We start from the raw sequence: 16,196 nt of genomic DNA, 5'->3' as shown, positions 1-16,196 counted from the left end.
ACGGAGTCGAGGCACGCCGCCGCCACCCTTCCGCTATGGACGGAACTTCAGGAACACCAGGTCCTTCCACCCGCGCGACGTGTAGGTCTGCCCTTCCAGCTCGGCGGGGAGGGCCGCGTCGAGGCTGCCACCGACGAGCACCTCGCCCGTGCTCAGCACCGCGACGTCCACCGTCTCCACCGCGCCCGGGAATGAGCGCGCCCACCGCGACTGGCCGGTGGAAGAGAAGGCCGCGACGAAGCGCCCGTGTGCGCCCAGCTTCCTGCCCGCGAAGTCCAGGGGCCACGTGTTGACGCCCTGGATGACGAGGTCTCCATTCAGGCCCACAGCCAGGCCCATCATCCGCTCCAGGCCGGGCGAGCCCAACTGCCGCAGCCACCGCGCCGCGCCGGCCAGCTCCACCGCGCCGACGAAGACGTCATCCGTCGCTTGGGAGGCGTCCGCGGAGCCCACCTGCGTGTAGCGCTGGTCCCCGAAGGTGAAGGTGCCGGAGAACTGGCCGGCGAAGGCCACCAGCCCACCGGACACCGCCAGCCCGGAGATTTCGCCCGTCGCGCCCGGCAGCACGCGCTTCCACACCACCGAGCCGTCCACCGCCGAGTAGCGCGCGAGGAAGAGCCCGTCCCGCGACACCGCCGTGCCATCCCCGAGGTCCGAGCCCGCCGCCACCCGTCCGCCCACGAGCACCGCGTCCCCAGGGGCCGTGGCGAGCGCGGTGGCTTCCGTGGAGGCTCCCTCGCCATGGGGGACGGCCCTGGACCAGAGGTGCGCGCCGTCCGCGCCGAAGCGGGCGAGGAACAGCCCCATCTCCCGGTCCGCCTGGGCCTGCGTATCCGGGCCGGAGGACAGCGTCCCGCCGCCCAGCTCCAGCGTCCCGTTGAAGGAGCCCGTCAGCACCAGCCCGCCCTGCGCATCCGCCGCCAGCTCGACTTCGCCGACAGTGCCCGGCTCGGTGCCATTGCGCACCGCGAAGCCCCGGCTCCACACGGGCTGTCCCGTCGCGGAGAACTTCGCGATGAAGAAGCTCTGCCCCACCTGCGCCGGCAGCGCGCCCGTGCCGAAGTCCACCGCGCCCGTGTACGTGCCGGCCACGAGCACCTGCCCGTCCGGCGTCACGGCCACGCTCTCCGGCACGGCGCCCTCCGCCGTCACCCAGCCGCGCGTCCACACCGCCGTGCCGTCCTCCCGGTAGCGTGCCAGCGCCAGGCCCCGCCCGTTGGGCAGCGCACCGCCGCCGTAGTCCGCCGGGTTGAGGGAGCCGTTCGCGAAGAAGCGGCCGGCCACCACGTACTCACCATTGCCCGCGGCGGCCAGGGCACGCGGCGCGTCATCACCGCGGCCGCCGTGGTGGCGCACGCCCACCGTGGTGCCGCCGATGCCGTCCCCCGCGTAGGCGCACGTGGGCCCGCCCGTGTTGACGACGAGCCGGGGGATGTTGGCGAGCCCCGGCTCGGAGGCGACGAAGTCCACGCCATCACCGCTGCTGGAGAGCAGCGCGAAGGCGTGCTCCCCCGCGCCCGTCACCGTGCTGCTCACGTCCAGCTCCGCCCAGGAGCCCGTCGGCACGCTGCCCAGGTCCACCAGCGCCGCGCCCACCGTCGCGGGCCGCGAGTACCAGTCGAAGTAGCCGCCCTCCACCTGCGGCCCGGTGCGGTAGAGCGAGGGGCCATTCGTGGAGCCGTCCTTCGCGAACATGCGCAGCCGCGCGCCCTGGATGTTCCACCCTTCGGGCACGCCGAAGGAGAGGAAGGCCTCCCGGCGCGGCGAGCCATCCACCACCAGCTTGAGCGGCTCCTCGTAGCGCGTGGTCGGCGTCTCCTCGGAGACGTAGGTGTCGAACTGGGGCGCAATCTCGACGACCGTGGGCGCCGGGCACGGCTCCGTCTCGAGGACGAGCTGCGGGTCCTGCGCGTCGCCCGCGCCGTTGTCCGAGAGGAACACCACGCCGTCGTCCACCTCGGAGACGAGGACGAAGCTGAAGGTTCCCGTGCCCTGGACGGCGGAGGTGACGTCGTACTCGACGAAGGCGTTGTCCGCGACGGCGCCCACGTCCGCCACCGCGGGCTGCTGGGGGGCCGGTGCGTTGTTGAAGGTGAGGGTGGAGAAGTTCCAGTCGTTGGACGTGGCGTGGACGGCGGGCCCGTCCACGCTCGGGTCCGTGACGAACAGCTTCAGCGTCGCCTTCTTGATGCGTCCTTCGACGTTGCCCACCGCGAAGCGCACGTAGGCGCGGCGCTCGGGTGAGCCGTCCACCGTCAGCCGCGTGGTGGAGCCGAAGTTCGCATCCGGCTCCCGCGCATCCACCGTGGCGTCCGAGGCCACGTTGATGACGTAGGTGCTTCCTTCCAGTCGCTGCTCGCGCGAAGGATTCTCATCGACCGTCCGCGCCTCCGGGTCCACCGCGCCACAGCCATTGAGCAGCCCGACGATTGCGAACGCACTCCACCCCGTGCGCAGCCCGCGCTTCCCACTCCACCGTTCCACGTCATGACTCCAACTCGGCCCCTGCGGAGGGCGCGTGCAAGCCGGACTCCAGGGCGGGATGACGCCTGCTGAACGACATCCGGAGCTTCGGACCTGAAGCCTCGAGGCGCGCAGCGCCCACGAGAAGAAGCCGCCTCCCCACGCTGGCGACGCAGGTATCCCGGGTGGGAAGCCCTGTGCCCACCGTGCGCGGCTCCCCCGCCCGCCCTCCAGCCGGACGAGGCGGCCCGGCCGGCCCTCAAAGGCCCGTGTGCCCCCTGGCCTCCGCGCGGATCAGCGCAGAACTTGAGTCCACACAGGAGGACCGGTGGCTCAAGTCGCTATCCAGCACGACTGTTTCGTTCCTGCTCCGCATTCGCGGCTCCCCAGGGGGGAGCCTGTATGAAAGTGCCCGAGCTGCTGGAGCATCTTCCGGGAGTCGGCCCCCTGCTCGCCCGCATGCCGGGCGCGCATGAGGAGCACCTGCCACGTCGAGAGCCCACGGTGACGTTCCCCGACTTCGAGGCCGTGCCCCGGCCCACGACGGAGCGGGAGCTGGGTGACGGCCGCACGTACATCGTCCGCAACACCTCCGCGCGTCCGCCCCGGGGGCCCGGGCTGACGGTGATGAGCTACAACATCCTGCTCGGAGGCCAGCGCCGCGAGGCGCTGCTGGCGTACTTCGACGAGCTGGAGGCGCACGGCCGGATGCCGGACGTCCTCGGCCTGCAGGAGGCCAACGTGCCCATCACCGTGCTGCTGGCGCAGCGGTACGGGTTCCACATGGCCTACCAGGGCCATGACGGTGGCCCTGGCGGGCGGCTGGTCAACGGCAAGGCCTTCCTCACGCGCCACCCGCTGGTGGACGGGGCCCACTTCACCTACGTCATCCCCGACTCCGTGCGCGAGGAGGCCATCCTCCGGCGCGGAGACCCGTGCGAGCTGCCGGAGGACCGGGGCGCGCTCTACGTGCGCCTGGAGGTGGAGGGCCACCCGGTGGTCTTCTACAACGTGCACCATGCGCTGGGGGACTCGGGCATCAACGCGCGCAACCTGCGCCAGCTCAACGCGCTGCTGCACCACCGCGAGGTGGCGCACGCCGTGGTGCTGGGGGACTTCAACGCCAACACCGCCATCAAGCGCGGCGGCTCGTGGCTGATGGCGCATTTGATGACCTACGACGACACCGACACGATTGAGGAGTACGCGGTGCGCTACGGCGACCCGCACGCGAGCGTGGGCGACAAGGGCGTGGGCAACATCGCCGACCCGCGCCTGCGGCACGAGCTGCACGCGCTGGAGCTGGAGCTGCCGGAGACCATCGCCCATGCCACGCTCGCGCAGGTGCGCCTGCAGGACGGAGTGGTGATGACGCCGAAGCAGGCGTGCGCGGAGCTGCGCTCCGGCAAGGTGCCGCGCGGGAGCGAGCACTGGCTGCGCCTGCAGGACATCGCCGACAGCGCCACCCTCACGTCGCTGCCGGACGAGCGCGGCGTGGTGCCCGCCACGGGCAAGCGCTTCGACAATCTCTACGCCTCGCCCGGGCTGGTGCCGGTCCTGTTCGAGGTGGACCGCAGCACCGAGTCCTCGGACCACCAGCCGGTGGTGGCGCACTACACCGTGCGCGGGCCGGGCACCCGCGAGGTCAGACCTCCGTCCGGCAATAGCAAGCAGTCCTGAGCGGGCGGCTTCTTCAGAGCAGGACGAAGTCCATGTTCTCGAAGCCGCGCGTGCGGGCGCAGACCTCGTAGTTGCCTTCGATGGTCTGGAAGGTCTCCTCGTCCACCTCGGTGACGATGCCGGTGTGGGACCAGTCGGTGGCCGTGCGGCGGCGAAGGAAGAGGCTGCCGGGGCAGATGCGGGTCCGGTCGGGCAGCGCGGTGAGCGTGCAGATGAGCCGCCCCCTCTCCCGGGCGAAGGCGCCCAGCGTGTCACACGACAGCGAGCGCCCCACTGGCATGGGCACGCCGAGCGCTCGCGCGGCCTGCTGGAGGCAGAAGGTGGCGAAGCCCGCGGACCAGGGCCAGGTGCTGCCGTCGTGGCCGTCCATGTAGAGGCGCACCCAGGGGCCGAGATTCTCCCCGCCCATCTCTCGCGGGCGCTGGCGCAGGTGCTGCGCGGCGTAGGCCACCACCAGCGAGCCCAGGGTGCGGCCCTGCGCGGGAATGGGCGCGATGGCGGCCTTCAGGGGCGCCACCAGCCGGTCGAACGTCACCGCGTCGCCGACGCCCGTCACGGTGAGCCCGGCCTTCGCCTGGAAGCGCTTCAGTGCCGCCTCCGTCGCGGCGCCGAAGTCGCCGTCGATGGCGACCGCGAAGCCCTGGAGCGACAGCCACTCCTGGATGCGCCGCACGTCCTGGCCCCGCTCGCCTCGGCGGTAGACCCTGTCCAGCTCGAGCTCGTTCATGCACTCCCCCCGCCGGCAACCGCGAGCGCCGGGACGAGCGCCATCCTGGCACCGTGACGAAGCACGCGCCAAGAGGGGGAGGCCGCGGCCCCTTCGCGCACGAAGGGGCTCGCGTCCGAGGGTCAGCGGTCCTTCTGCTCCTCGAGCGGACCGCGTCCGTTCTCCAGTGGACCTTCGCCGTCGTTGATGACGCCGGGCTTGTCGCCGATGGGCGCCTTGCCGGAGCCGCCCACGCCTTCCTTGAAGCCCTCGGAGGCCTCCTCGGCCGCGCCCTTGAGCTGCTCGGCCGCCTTGTTCGCGCCGTGCTCCACGTCCTTCGCCGCCTCGCCTACTTCCTTGCCGACCTCACGGGCGTTCTCCCGCACGGCCCCTTCCTGGCGCTCCGTGCAGCCAGCGGCCAGGCCGAGCACTCCACACAGGCCCGCCATCGTGAGCCACTGCCATCCATGTCGTGCCATCGCGTGCCTCCTCGTTCCTGCTGCGTCCGTGTCCGGTCGCAAAGGTAGGCACGCCTGCCCTCATTGGCTTCCAGGGCAGTGCGAGAGTGAACGAATCCACGCATCCACCAGGGCCGTCCCGGCGGCGTCCACCTCGCGCGTGGCGAGCGGCGGCATCTGGAAGGTGTCCCGCGCGTGCATGCGCAGCGACACGAGCGACGCCTCCGGGTGGCCCGGGGCCACCAGCTTCGCGCCGGGCACGCCGAGGTCGCCCAGCTCCGGAGGCATGTCGCAGATGCCCGCCTGCGCCAGCGGCGTGGTGATGCGCAGGTCCGCGGTGCCGCGGCCGAGCCCGCTGGGGCGGTGGCACATGGCGCAGTTGGCATGGAGGTACGCGCGGGCCCGCGCCTCCGGCGACGTCGCGCCGTCATAGGTGGACAGCCGGGGCAGCGTGTCCGGCGCCCCCGGCAGCGTCAGCACGCCGATGTGCTCCAGCGTCGCGAGCTGGTTCGCCCGCCGCTCTCCTGGATAGATGAAGTCGCCATTGAGCTGCGCCACCTCCAGGCCCAGCACGTGGCTGGCGGTGGCGTTGTGGCACTGCATGCACTCGGCCCGGCTGGGGAAGGTCCACGTCCTGCCCGCCACCTGCTTCACCTTGCCCGTCTCCAGCAGCACCGCGTCCGTGCCCTCCGCGTTCCACTCGTAGCTGTAGCCGGCCCAGCTCCCGTCCGGGTGGCGCATGAAGAGGCGCGTCTCCACGCGCCGGCCCTCCAGCAGGAAGCTCTTCACCGCCACGCTGCCCGGCGGCGGCTCCAGCACGCCGTCCGAGCCCACCGTCACCGTCGTCCCGTCCGGCACCGCGAGGAAGCGCTCCTTGTCCGCGCTGTCCGACCAGAGCGGGGCATTCACGCCGTACGGGATGAGCCCGCCCGCGGGCTTCGTGGCGTCCTTCGGGTCCACGCACCCCGTCTCGGACAGGCGCGCGGGGAACGCGCCCCCCGGCGCCGGCATCTCCGGGACGAGCCGGTACAGCCCGCCTCCGCCGAAGTCCACCGCGAGCAGCTCTCCGTCGTTCAGCTCCGCGAAGGAGGAGATGTTGAGCGACGTGGAGAGGACGCGCTTCGGGGTCGCCCCACCGCCGGGCGTGGCGTCCCCGGGCAGCGTCCAGATGCGGCCCGTGCCGAAGTCGCCGAAGACGTACCGGCCCGCGAGCGCCGGTACCGCGCTCCCCCGGTACACGTAGCCGCCGGTGATGGACACGCCCTCGTCACGGCCGTAAGCGGCCACCGGCGGCGTCAGGCCCTGCGTGGCGCACGGGGTGCCGCGCACGCACGCGGTGCCCTCGAGGACGCTCCACCCGTAGTTGCCCCCGAGCACCACGCGGTTGACCTCCTCGAAGCGCTTCTCCCCCACGTCGCCCAGCCACAGCGCGCCGGTGCGCCGGTCGAAGCTCCAGCGCCACGGGTTGCGGAAGCCGAGCGCGTAGATTTCCTTCCGCCCGCCGCCTTTCGCGAAGGGATTCGTGGCGGGAATGGCGTAGGGCCGGGCCGAGTCCACGTCCAGGCGCACCATCTTCCCCAGCAGCTGCTGCGGGTCCTGCGCGGTGCGGTTCGGGTCCACGCGGCCGCCGCCGTCGCCAAAACCGATGTACAGGTAGCCGTCCTTGCCGAAGGCCAGGTGGCCTCCGTTGTGGTACGAGTACGGCTGCGAGAGCTCGAGGACGAGCTCCCCGCTCAGCGGGTCCAACGTGGCGCCACCGTCCGTGCTGCGATAGCGGACGATGTACGAGTGGAGCTTCCCCTCGTCGTCATCTCCGATGAAGGAGAGGAACACCTGGCCGTTGGTGGCGAAGCGCGGGTGGAAGGCCATGCCCAGCAGCCCCGACTCGTCGTGCGAGGCATTCACGCGGCTGGAGAGGTCGATGACCAGCGAGCTGCTCGCGGGGTCCTCCTCGTTGGCGAACACGCGCACGTAGCCCTGCTTCTCCACCACGTAGACGCGGCGGCTGTCGCCGGGCGCCTGGAGCGCGAACAGCGGCTGGGTGAACGACAGGCTCGGGTAGACGCGCTGGAGGGCGACGCCGGTGGCCTCGGCGGGACGCGCGGGCGCCACGCACGTGGGGTTGGCCGGCCGCGTTTCGAGGCCGTACGGGACGTCCGGAATGGAGTCTCCGGAGTCCGGCACGTCGTCCGGGCCGGCGTCGGGGCTGGACGCATCCGGCGGGCCCGCGTCCTCGATGCCCGGCGGCCCGAGGTCGGGAGGCTGTGCATCGGGAGTGTCCGGCCCCGTCGGAGGCGCGCCCGGACAGGCCGCGGGCGACAGGAGCAGAGCGGTGGCGAGGACGAGGGTGCAGAGCATGACCCGCACCGGCGGACGTCGGAGCATGGGGCCATGTGCCATCGCCTTCCGGGCTTGAGGATGGCCCGAACGGACGTCTGCCCGATGCTGGACGCTCGGGCGGCCCGAGCGGTAGCGCCCGGAGTGGTCCGGTGGACAGAGCCGGCGTCAGGCGCCCCGGGGTAGAGTCCCCGCGCATGGACCTCATCGTCGAGAACGGGCGGGTGTTCGATGGGCTGGGGAATGCGCCGCGCCACGCCCACGTGGGCATCCGCGACGGCACCGTCGCCGCCATCTCCGAGGCCCCGCTGCCCCGCGCGCCGCACACGCGCGTCATCGACGCCACCGGCCACTGGGTGACGCCCGGCTTCATCGACTTCCACACGCACTACGACGCGGAGGTGGAGCTGGCCCCGTCCCTCTCCGAGTCCGTCCGCCACGGCGTCACCACCGTGGTGGTGGGAAGCTGCTCGCTCAGCCTCGCGGTGGGCACGCCGGAAGACCTGGCCGACATGTTCTGCCGCGTGGAGGCCATCCCCTACGCCACCGTCCGCACGCTGCTGGAGGAGCGCAAGCAGTGGGACACGCTGGGCGGCTACCTGGAGCACCTGGACGCGCTGCCGCTCGGGCCGAACGTGGCGTCGCTGCTCGGACACTCCGCGCTGCGCGCGCACGTCATGGGCCTGCACCGCAGCCTGGACTCCGGCGTGCGCCCCGCCGAGGAGGAGCTGCGCCGCATGGAGGCCCTGGTCCGCGAGGGCCTGGACCTGGGCTACCTGGGCCTGTCGGTGCAGACGCTCAAGTGGGACAAGATGGGCGGCTCGCGCGACATCCGCAGCCGGCCCCTGCCCTCCACCTACGCGCGCTGGAGCGAGTACCGCCGCCTCACCCGCCTGCTGCGCGAGCGCGGCCGCGTCTTCCAGGGCGTGCCCAACATCAGCACCAAGGTGAACGTGCTGCTGTTCCTCCTGGAGAGCATGGGCCTGGGACGCAAGACGCTGAAGACGTCGGTCATCTCGATGATGGACCCTCGCGCCAGCCGCGGCATCCACCGCACCATCGGCGTCCTGTCGCGCGTGGCCAACCGGCTGCTGGGCGCGGACTTCCGCTGGCAGGCGCTGCCCGAGGTGTTCGACCTGTGGGCGGACGGCATCGACCTCGTCGTCTTCGAGGAGTTCGGCGCGGGCGCCGCGGCCCTGCACCTCCAGGACGCGGCGTCACGCGCGGGCCTGCTGAAGGACCCGGAGTACCGCGCCCGCTTCCGACGCCAGTGGACCAACCGCTTCCTGCCGCGCGCCTTCCACCGCGACTTCAACGAGTCCCGCATCCTCCAGTGCCCGGACGCGAGCGTGGTGGGCAAGTCCTTCGCCCAGGTGGCGAAGGAGCAGGACCGGCACGCCGTGGACGTCTTCCTGGACCTGGTGGCCACGCACGGGGACGCGCTGCGCTGGTACACCGTCATGGCCAACGACAGGCGCGAGGAACTGGAGCGCATCTGCCGGCACCCGGACATCCTGGTGGGCTTCTCCGACGCGGGCGCGCACCTGCGCAACATGGCCCACTACAACTTCCCGCTGCGGCTGCTGCGCCTGGTGCGCGAGGCCGAGAAGCGCGGCGAGCCCTTCATGTCCACGGAGCGCGCCGTGCACCGGCTCACCGGGGAGATTGGCGAGTGGTTCGGGCTGGACGCGGGCGTGCTCGCCGAGGGGCGCCGCGCGGACCTGGCCGTCATCAACCCCGAGGGCCTGGACGCGAAGCTGGACGAGGTCGCCGAGGCGCCCATGGAGAACTTCGGCGGCTTCGTGCGGCTGGTGCGCCGCAATGACGCCGCCGTGAAGGCCGTGCTCATCTCCGGCCGCGAGGCCGTCCAGGACGGCGGCGTGTCCCCGGCCCTGGGGCGGGAGCGCGGCTTCGGTCGCGTGCTGCGCGCCCGCGCCTCCTGACCTCACGGCCCGCCCCGGTGGGCCGTGTCGTCTGGATGACATTTGTTCCCATGTGGCGGGTTGCCCCAAGATGAAACCGGGTGACGGCGCCTGGGCGCGGGTACCCCGGAGGTCCACCGCATGGCCGGTGAGCTGGGAACACCACGAACCCCTGAAGCCTCCAGACGGCGGGGCCCGCCGCGCATGCGCTTCTGGTACCCGCTTCCCCTGCTCGTGCTCGCCGCGTTCGTCCTCTCCGGCGCGGACCCCACGGCGGACCGCGTCGCGCAGCGCGTCTGGCTCACCGCGTCCCCTACCCGGCCCATCGAGCCGCGACTCAGCGTGGCCCAGGCGGACGGCTACCGCCCCCATGCCCCGGCCCGCACCCCGGAGGCCACCCCGGTGCCGCTGCGTGAGCTGGCGCGACTGGAGGCGCTCGGGGACCGCGCGGGCATCGCGGCGTCGTATCTCGTCCACGGCGACCCGCAGCAGGCGCTGGCCCACCTCCACCACGCGTCCGCCTCCGCGGGCCGCGAGTGCGACCGCGCCGCCGCCGCCTTCCTCCTCCAGCGCTACGACGAGGCGCTGACGCTGCTCGACGGCGCACTGGACGCGCAGCCCCGCCACCCGCAGGCGCTCTGGAACCGCGCGCTCGTGCTGCGCGAGCTGGGGCTGACGATGCTCGCGGCGGCGACCTTCGACGAGGTGGCGGCGCTGGGCGAGCCCGGCTGGAGCACCGAGGCCCGGGAGCAGGCCCACCTGCTGCGCGCGAGCGAGCAGGAGCGCGCCTCCCTGTGGCGGAGCACGCGGAGCGCCGTCGACGCGCTGGCCAGCGACGCCGCCGCGCCGATTCCGCTGGAGGCGGCCCGGCGGCTCCCCGGCTCCGCGCGGGCCCACTTCTACGACGCCGTCCGGGCCGCCCCGACGGCCGCGCGGGTGCGGGCCCTGCTGCCGCTCGCGGAGGTGCTGGACCGCGCCTTCGGAGGCACCGCGCTGGCGGACTACACCCGGCGCGTGGCGGCGCGCGACTTCACGCGCCGCGCGCCGCTGGCGCTCGAGTACGTGCGGCTCCTGCGGCGCCACCACGCGGACCCGGCCGCCTTCATCCAGCGGCTGCGCGCGTCGGGCGAGGAGGACCTGCTCCTCGGCGCGCTGCTGCTCACCCCTTCCGTGCCTCGCGAGGCCGCGGAAGTGGAGGGGCTCGCCCGGCGGTGGGACGACCCGTGGGTGGACGTGCTGGTGCAGGAGGAGCTGGCGCGGCTGGAGGACCTCGCGGGCCAGTCCTGGCAGGCCGGGCAGCGCCTGCGGGACGCGCTGCGCCTGTGCCGCGAGCGGGAGCTGGGCCTGCGGTGCCTGGACCTGCAGCGGAGGATGAGCTTCATCGCCACGTCGGCCAACCGGCTCGCGGAGGCGGAGGAGCTGGCCCGCGCGGCCTGGCGTGGAGCGCGGCTCTTGGGAGAGTGGGGACAGGAGGGCTTCGCCATCCGGGCGCTCGGCCAGGCCGCGCGCTACCAGTTCCGCGTCGCGCCCGCGCGGGCCTACCTGGACGAGTTCCTCCAGCGAAGCCCCGGAGACTGCGAGGCGCGCAACTACGTCCACCGCAACCTGGCCTCGCTGGCGATGATGCGGCTGCGGCCCGCGGAGGCCCGGCACTCGCTGGACGAGGCCCAGGAGTGCAGCCCCTCCGTGGGGCTGATGGGCGCGTGGATTCTCGCGGACCTCGGCCGGATGGACCCGCGCCCCACGGACGAGGAGGTGGTGCGCCGCGAGCTGGCGCAGGTCAACCCCGTCCGGGACGCTCCCGGGCGCCGGGTGCTGGCCACGCTCATCGCCGCCCGCTTCGCGGTGGAGAGAGACCGCCAGGAGGGGCACGCGCTGCTGCGGAAGACCATCTCCGAGGCCGAGCCCTGGCTCGCCACCGACGCGGACGCGCGGGACGCCCGGGCCATTGCGTACCAGTCGCTGGCCGTCAGCGCCGGCAAGGTGGGGGCCTTCGACGAAGTCCCCACGCTGGTGGCGGAGCAGCTCGGCGTCACCGCCCCGGAGCGGTGCGTGCTGGCCGCGGCCATGGAGTCCGAGCGCACGGTGGTGGTGGCGCGCGGGCCGTCCGGCGAGGTGCGCGGCTACCATGATGCCTCGCGCCGGGAGCCGCTCGGAGACGACCTCTCCGGCGTGGTGCCTCGGGAGATGGTGGCGCTGCTGCGGCGCTGCCCCCAGGTGGACGTGCTCGCCGCGCCCCCGCTGGACAGCCGCGCCGGGCTGCTGCCGCCGGACCTGGCGTGGCGCTACCGCGTGGGGAGCTCGCTGGCGCCCGCGCCCGCGCCGTCCGTGCCCCCGCTGCACGTGGTGGTGGCCAACGTGGAGACGCCGCAGTCGCTGCGGCTGGCGCGCCTGCCCTCGTGGCAGTCCCCACTCGCGTCACGGGTCAAACCCCTGGAGCTGACGGGCATGCAGGCCACGCCTTCGCGCGTGCTGGAGGCCATGGCGCGGGCCACCGACATCGAGTTCCACGCGCACGGCATGGTGGACCGCAGCCTGTCGAGCGCCACGGTGATTGCGCTGGCGCCGGAGTACGACGGCCGCTTCGCCCTCACCGCCGAGGAGATTCGCGGGGTGCGCCTGGAAGGGGCGCCCATGGTGCTGCTCGGCGCGTGCAGCGCGGCGCGGCTGCCGCCCCTGCTCCACCAGACGTCCTCGCTGCCGCAGGCCTTCATCGGCTCGGGGGCGCGCGCGGTGTTCGCGGCGACGGTGGACATCCCCAACTCCGCGGGCCGCTTCTTCCGGGCCGTGCGCGAGCGCATCCAGGCCGGCGTCGTTCCGGCCCAGGCCCTGCGCGAGGAGCGCCAGCGCAAGCTGCGCGAGGACCCCAACGCGCACTGGGTGAGCCGGGTACTCTTGTACGAGTAGGGCTCGCCGTCTTTTTCCGCCCGCGGCCCTCTCGGGGGTGGGCCGCGTCGCGGGGGCGAGAGAGAGGGGGAAGGTGGAATGTTCAGTGTCAGTGACGAACCGCTGGCGATGTACAGCCTGCATTTCGACCGGGGGGACACCGCCAGCGGCGCGATTCCCCTGTGGGACCCCGTCACGGACACGCGAGTGGGAGCGCTGCCCGAGTGGATTCGCGGCCGGAGGGAGGAGCCCATCGCCTATGTCCGGGGCTCGCGGCCGTCGGTGGGCGTGACGCTGCTGGCGCACCACTTCGTGCCCACGACGTTCGACCTGAGCGCCTTCGGGCCGGGGCTGGGCGAGGGCGGCACCGTGCGCTGGGTGGGCCCCCATCCGGTGACGCTGGAGCGGACCGCCGGGTGGAGCACGCTCCCGGAGCCGGTGGCCTTCAACCGGCCGCTGCCCAACCGCATCGGCGTGCACGCGCTGGAGCTCCAGTGGTTCGCGGAGTGGACGGACGGGCACGGCACCGCGCGCCGGCTGTTCCTCGGTGACACGCGGCACGAGCTCCACACCAGCGGCGCGCCCATGGAGCATGGGGTGCCCGGGGCGCCGCCCGTCGGCGCCTATGCGCCGCTCATGCGCTGGTCCTCGCGGTGGTGCACGGGCCTGGAGGGGCGCAAGGCCGTGTGCGACGCCATCCTCCAGGGGCTGGCGGAGACGCGGCTGCGCTACGGCCTGCCCGCGTGGTCCGTGCGGCACATGCTGCTGGCGGGCGGCGGCATGTGCGGCGGCTGGTACCAGCTGTTCCAGCAGCTGGCCAACTGCCAGGGCGTCGCGGTGGAGGGGCGCACGCTGCACCTGGTGCCGCTGCATGACCCGAGCACGGACGAGGTGCGCTGGGAGGCGATGGTGGCGGCGGCGCCGGGACTCAACCAGGCGGAGCCCGCACGGCAGACGCGCTTCTCCGGCGGGTTCAATGACTGCGCGCGGTACCCCTTCGCACCGGACGAGCCCGTGGAGCTGCTCCGCCGGCAGGACTCGCGGTACTGCTTCTTCGCGGGTTGGGATGACGGACACTCGGTGAATTTCCTGGAGGACGGAGGCCGGCTCTACCTGTACGACCCGAGCTTCCGCACCCGGGCCGTCGAGCTCGACATGCCGATGCCCGAGCCCGACGGACAGCCGGTGGCGCTGGGGCAGGAGTCGTCATTCCGGAGGGACTATCTGAACCAGGCGATGCCCTGGGTCATGGGCACGCTGCGGGCGAATGGGCGACTGTGGGAGGTGGACGTGGCGAGGGGGGCATTCGGCATCACCGTGAGGACGGAGCAGGTGCCGGAGCTCGGCGTCCTGTGGACACGCTAGGAGGCGCCGTGCCGTCGACACGCGAACAGCTCAGACGGATGGTGACGGAGCGCGAGGCGCCGTCGCGAGGCTTCTCGTGGGACGCACTGATGGAGGTGCTCGCCCAGCTGGAGGCCGCGGCCGTCAGCGGGGCCCGTCCCCTGGACGCGGAGGACGTCGGCGTGCTCACGGACCTGGTGGCGCGGCGCGGGCGCGTGCCGCTGCGTGGGGCCGTGGCCGTCCCCCACTGCATGCCGCCGGAGGAGGTCATCCAGTACCGGGCGCTGAAGGCCCTGGAGGCGGCGGAGCGGCTGGACTGCGTGCGGGAGCTGCTGCCGCGCGTGGGGCGGGAAGCGGACTCCCCTGCCCTGCGCGAGCTGGTGCGGCAGCTCCAGTCCTCCTGACGCGCCCGGCGTCAGCCCTGCTTCCGCCACGGAGGAGGTGTCGGCTCGGGAGGCGCCGGCTCCTCGGCCCACGTCACCTCGGGCGCGGAGGCGGCGAAATCCCAGAGGGAGACCGAGATGCTCGTCTCGAGCACCTGGCTGGCGAACCACCACCCCACGGGGACCAGCACCACCTCTCCGGGTCCCAGCTCCACCTCCAATCGCGACACGGCCGCCCGTTCCTCGGGCGTCCCCGTCATGCGGCGCAGCTCGAACGCGGGGATGAGCTGAAGCCGCCGCCGCCCGTACACCTGGCAGAGCAGGATGTTCCACCGTGCCGGCTTCTCCTCACGCTGGAAGCCTTCCTTCGCCAGCGCCAGCAGCGCGGTGCCAGGGCGTGCCTCGTCCATGCAGGCCGGCGGCAGCCGCAGCGACTTCCGCAACCGGCGCAGCAAGGGAGACTCCTCATCCAGCGGCACGCCGCGGTAGTCACCTCCGAAGTCCTCCAACCAGGGCATGAGTTGCTCCGGCGTCCAGTCCGCCATGGAGGCCGGGTCCACCACCGGCCACCGCATCACCACCGGCCGGTTCTGGAAGTAGTAGCGGTCGAAGAACTCCTCCCGGGTGAGGGACTCACGGCGGTCCACGCGCGCATGCCCCTCAGCCTGCCGGTACAAGTCCCCATACATGTCCAGCAGCCCTTCGAGCTTCCGGTCCAGCGCGAGCGCCTTGCGGGTCCCCTCGAAGCACGGGTCCTCCAGCTCGGCCTTCACGGCCTCCCGCGCCACCGTCGCGTCCACGCCCGCGCCCTCCAGCACCGCGACGAGGTCCGGCGCCTCCGCACCGCGCAGCAGGTTCTCCACCACCCAGCGGCGCCACTCGGGAGCAAGCCTCGCTCCGTCACTGCCTTCCTTCATCGCTCCACCTTCTCCGGCCGAGGCCCAATCCAGTAGTCCCGCCACTCCGCATTCCGCGCGTCCCGGTCGAAACAGACGAACGTCACGGACAGGCTCACGTCCAGCGCCTGCACCGCGTGCCACCAGCCCACGGGGATGAGCAGCGCCTCTCCCGGCCCCACCTCGCACGTGTGCACCGTGGCGCGGGCGAAGTCCGGGAAGCGCGCGACGTCCGGCGCGAGGATGTCCACCGCGCTGTAGAGGCCGCGGTCGTTGTAGAGCCAGGGCGTCTCCCACGACGGAATCAGCCAGAAGCGCTTGCGCCCGAACACCTGGCAGAAGAGGACGTTGAGGTGGTCGTGGTGCAGGTTGGACAACGTGCCCGCCGGCCCGAACCACAGGTGCACGCTGTCCGGCGCGCCGAGGTCCGGCTGGATGTACCCGGCCGGAGCCCGCAGGTCCGCCAGCAGCGGGCGGAAGGCCTCGCGCAGAAGCAGGCTGTTGCGCGCCACGAGGTACACGTCGTTCGTCTCGCCGCCCTCGCGCATGCGGGTCACCAGCTCGCGCAGCGGCAGGGAGCGCCGCAGCCGCTCCGCGTTGAAGTCCGGGTCCGCGTCCGACTCGCGCCCCGCCATCACCTCCACCGGTTCGTCGCCGAAGCGCTCCGCGAGCCACTCCGGTGACCAGCGTGACATCGCGGGCCAGTCCGCCATCAGCCCCTCGATGATGACGGGCCGGTTGCGGTGGTAGTAGCGCGCGAAGAACTCGTCCGGCGACAGGTCCCGCCTCCGCTCCACGCGAGGCGCTCCGTCTCCGGTGTGCTCCTGGCGGTAGAGCGCGGCCCGAGCCTCCAGCAGCGCCTCCAATTCGCAATGCCGGGGTGTGCGTGCTCGCGCCTGGGCGACGGCGGGATGTGCCGCGACGGACTCCACCTCCGCGAGGGCCTGCTCGGGCGAGAGCCCGGACTCGCAAAGGCGCGTGACGAGGCTGCGCGGGGCTACGCCGCGCGTCAGGTTCTCCGCGATCCACGCACGCCGCTGGTGCGTAGGGCTCTCATCCGGCCGCATCACGCGCGGGGTGCGGTATACCACCAGTGCAATCCCTTCAGCCGCGCTGGAGAC

11 protein-coding genes are annotated in these 16,196 nt (G+C 72.8%); 5 read left to right on the top strand and 6 right to left on the bottom strand.

From position 1 onward, the window contains the following. Positions 1-33 precede the first annotated feature (33 nt). Entirely contained in the window at positions 34-2,484 is a 2,451-nt protein-coding gene (locus ACX9TP_RS18285) for a CBM96 family carbohydrate-binding protein (RefSeq protein WP_482981005.1), read from the bottom strand. 381 nt (positions 2,485-2,865) lie between these two features. On the opposite strand from ACX9TP_RS18285, the gene ACX9TP_RS18280 reads away from it, so the two are divergent. Then, positions 2,866-4,143, top strand: a complete 1,278-nt coding sequence (locus ACX9TP_RS18280) for an endonuclease/exonuclease/phosphatase family protein (RefSeq protein ID WP_482981004.1) — start codon at positions 2,866-2,868, stop codon at positions 4,141-4,143. 13 nt (positions 4,144-4,156) lie between these two features. On the opposite strand, the gene ACX9TP_RS18275 is transcribed toward ACX9TP_RS18280, so the two are convergent. The 3 genes from ACX9TP_RS18275 to ACX9TP_RS18265 all read right to left on the bottom strand — a co-directional run bounded on the left by ACX9TP_RS18275 (position 4,157) and on the right by ACX9TP_RS18265 (position 7,692). Then, positions 4,157-4,870 (bottom strand): peptidoglycan-binding protein, encoded by a 714-nt coding sequence (locus tag ACX9TP_RS18275; protein ID WP_482981003.1) that lies wholly within the window; start codon positions 4,868-4,870, stop codon positions 4,157-4,159. Positions 4,871-4,992: 122 nt separating this feature from the next. Next, positions 4,993-5,328, bottom strand: a complete 336-nt coding sequence (locus ACX9TP_RS18270; RefSeq protein ID WP_482981002.1) for a hypothetical protein — start codon at positions 5,326-5,328, stop codon at positions 4,993-4,995. A gap of 60 nt (positions 5,329-5,388) precedes the next feature. After that, positions 5,389-7,692: a PQQ-dependent sugar dehydrogenase gene (locus ACX9TP_RS18265; RefSeq protein ID WP_482981001.1), complete on the bottom strand. Its 2,304-nt coding sequence runs from the start codon at positions 7,690-7,692 to the stop codon at positions 5,389-5,391. Between the two features lie 149 nt (positions 7,693-7,841). On the opposite strand from ACX9TP_RS18265, the gene ACX9TP_RS18260 reads away from it, so the two are divergent. The 4 genes from ACX9TP_RS18260 to ACX9TP_RS18245 all read left to right on the top strand — a co-directional run bounded on the left by ACX9TP_RS18260 (position 7,842) and on the right by ACX9TP_RS18245 (position 14,200). Next, positions 7,842-9,587, top strand: coding sequence for an N-acyl-D-amino-acid deacylase family protein (locus tag ACX9TP_RS18260; protein ID WP_482981000.1), 1,746 nt, complete (start codon positions 7,842-7,844; stop codon positions 9,585-9,587). A gap of 183 nt (positions 9,588-9,770) precedes the next feature. Further along, a complete protein-coding gene (locus tag ACX9TP_RS18255; protein ID WP_482980999.1) occupies positions 9,771-12,473 on the top strand; it encodes a CHAT domain-containing protein in 2,703 nt (900 codons plus the stop codon). Positions 12,474-12,551: 78 nt separating this feature from the next. Continuing rightward, positions 12,552-13,817, top strand: coding sequence for a hypothetical protein (locus tag ACX9TP_RS18250; protein WP_482980998.1), 1,266 nt, complete (start codon positions 12,552-12,554; stop codon positions 13,815-13,817). An 8-nt stretch (positions 13,818-13,825) separates the two neighbouring features. Next, positions 13,826-14,200: a hypothetical protein gene (locus ACX9TP_RS18245; protein ID WP_482980997.1), complete on the top strand. Its 375-nt coding sequence runs from the start codon at positions 13,826-13,828 to the stop codon at positions 14,198-14,200. Positions 14,201-14,211: 11 nt separating this feature from the next. On the opposite strand, the gene ACX9TP_RS18240 is transcribed toward ACX9TP_RS18245, so the two are convergent. Both ACX9TP_RS18240 and ACX9TP_RS18235 read right to left on the bottom strand, forming a co-directional pair. Further along, on the bottom strand, positions 14,212-15,096 hold the full coding sequence (locus tag ACX9TP_RS18240) for a hypothetical protein (RefSeq protein ID WP_482980996.1): 885 nt from the start codon (positions 15,094-15,096) through the stop codon (positions 14,212-14,214). Further along, entirely contained in the window at positions 15,093-16,166 is a 1,074-nt protein-coding gene (locus tag ACX9TP_RS18235) for a cupin-like domain-containing protein (RefSeq protein WP_482980995.1), read from the bottom strand. Before ACX9TP_RS18235 ends, ACX9TP_RS18240 begins: the two co-directional genes overlap by 4 nt. Positions 16,167-16,196 lie beyond the last annotated feature (30 nt).

The organism is Pyxidicoccus sp. M15, from assembly GCF_056858435.1.
Note: the sequence above shows the minus strand (reverse complement) of the source record. Positions and strands in the feature narration are given on the sequence as shown.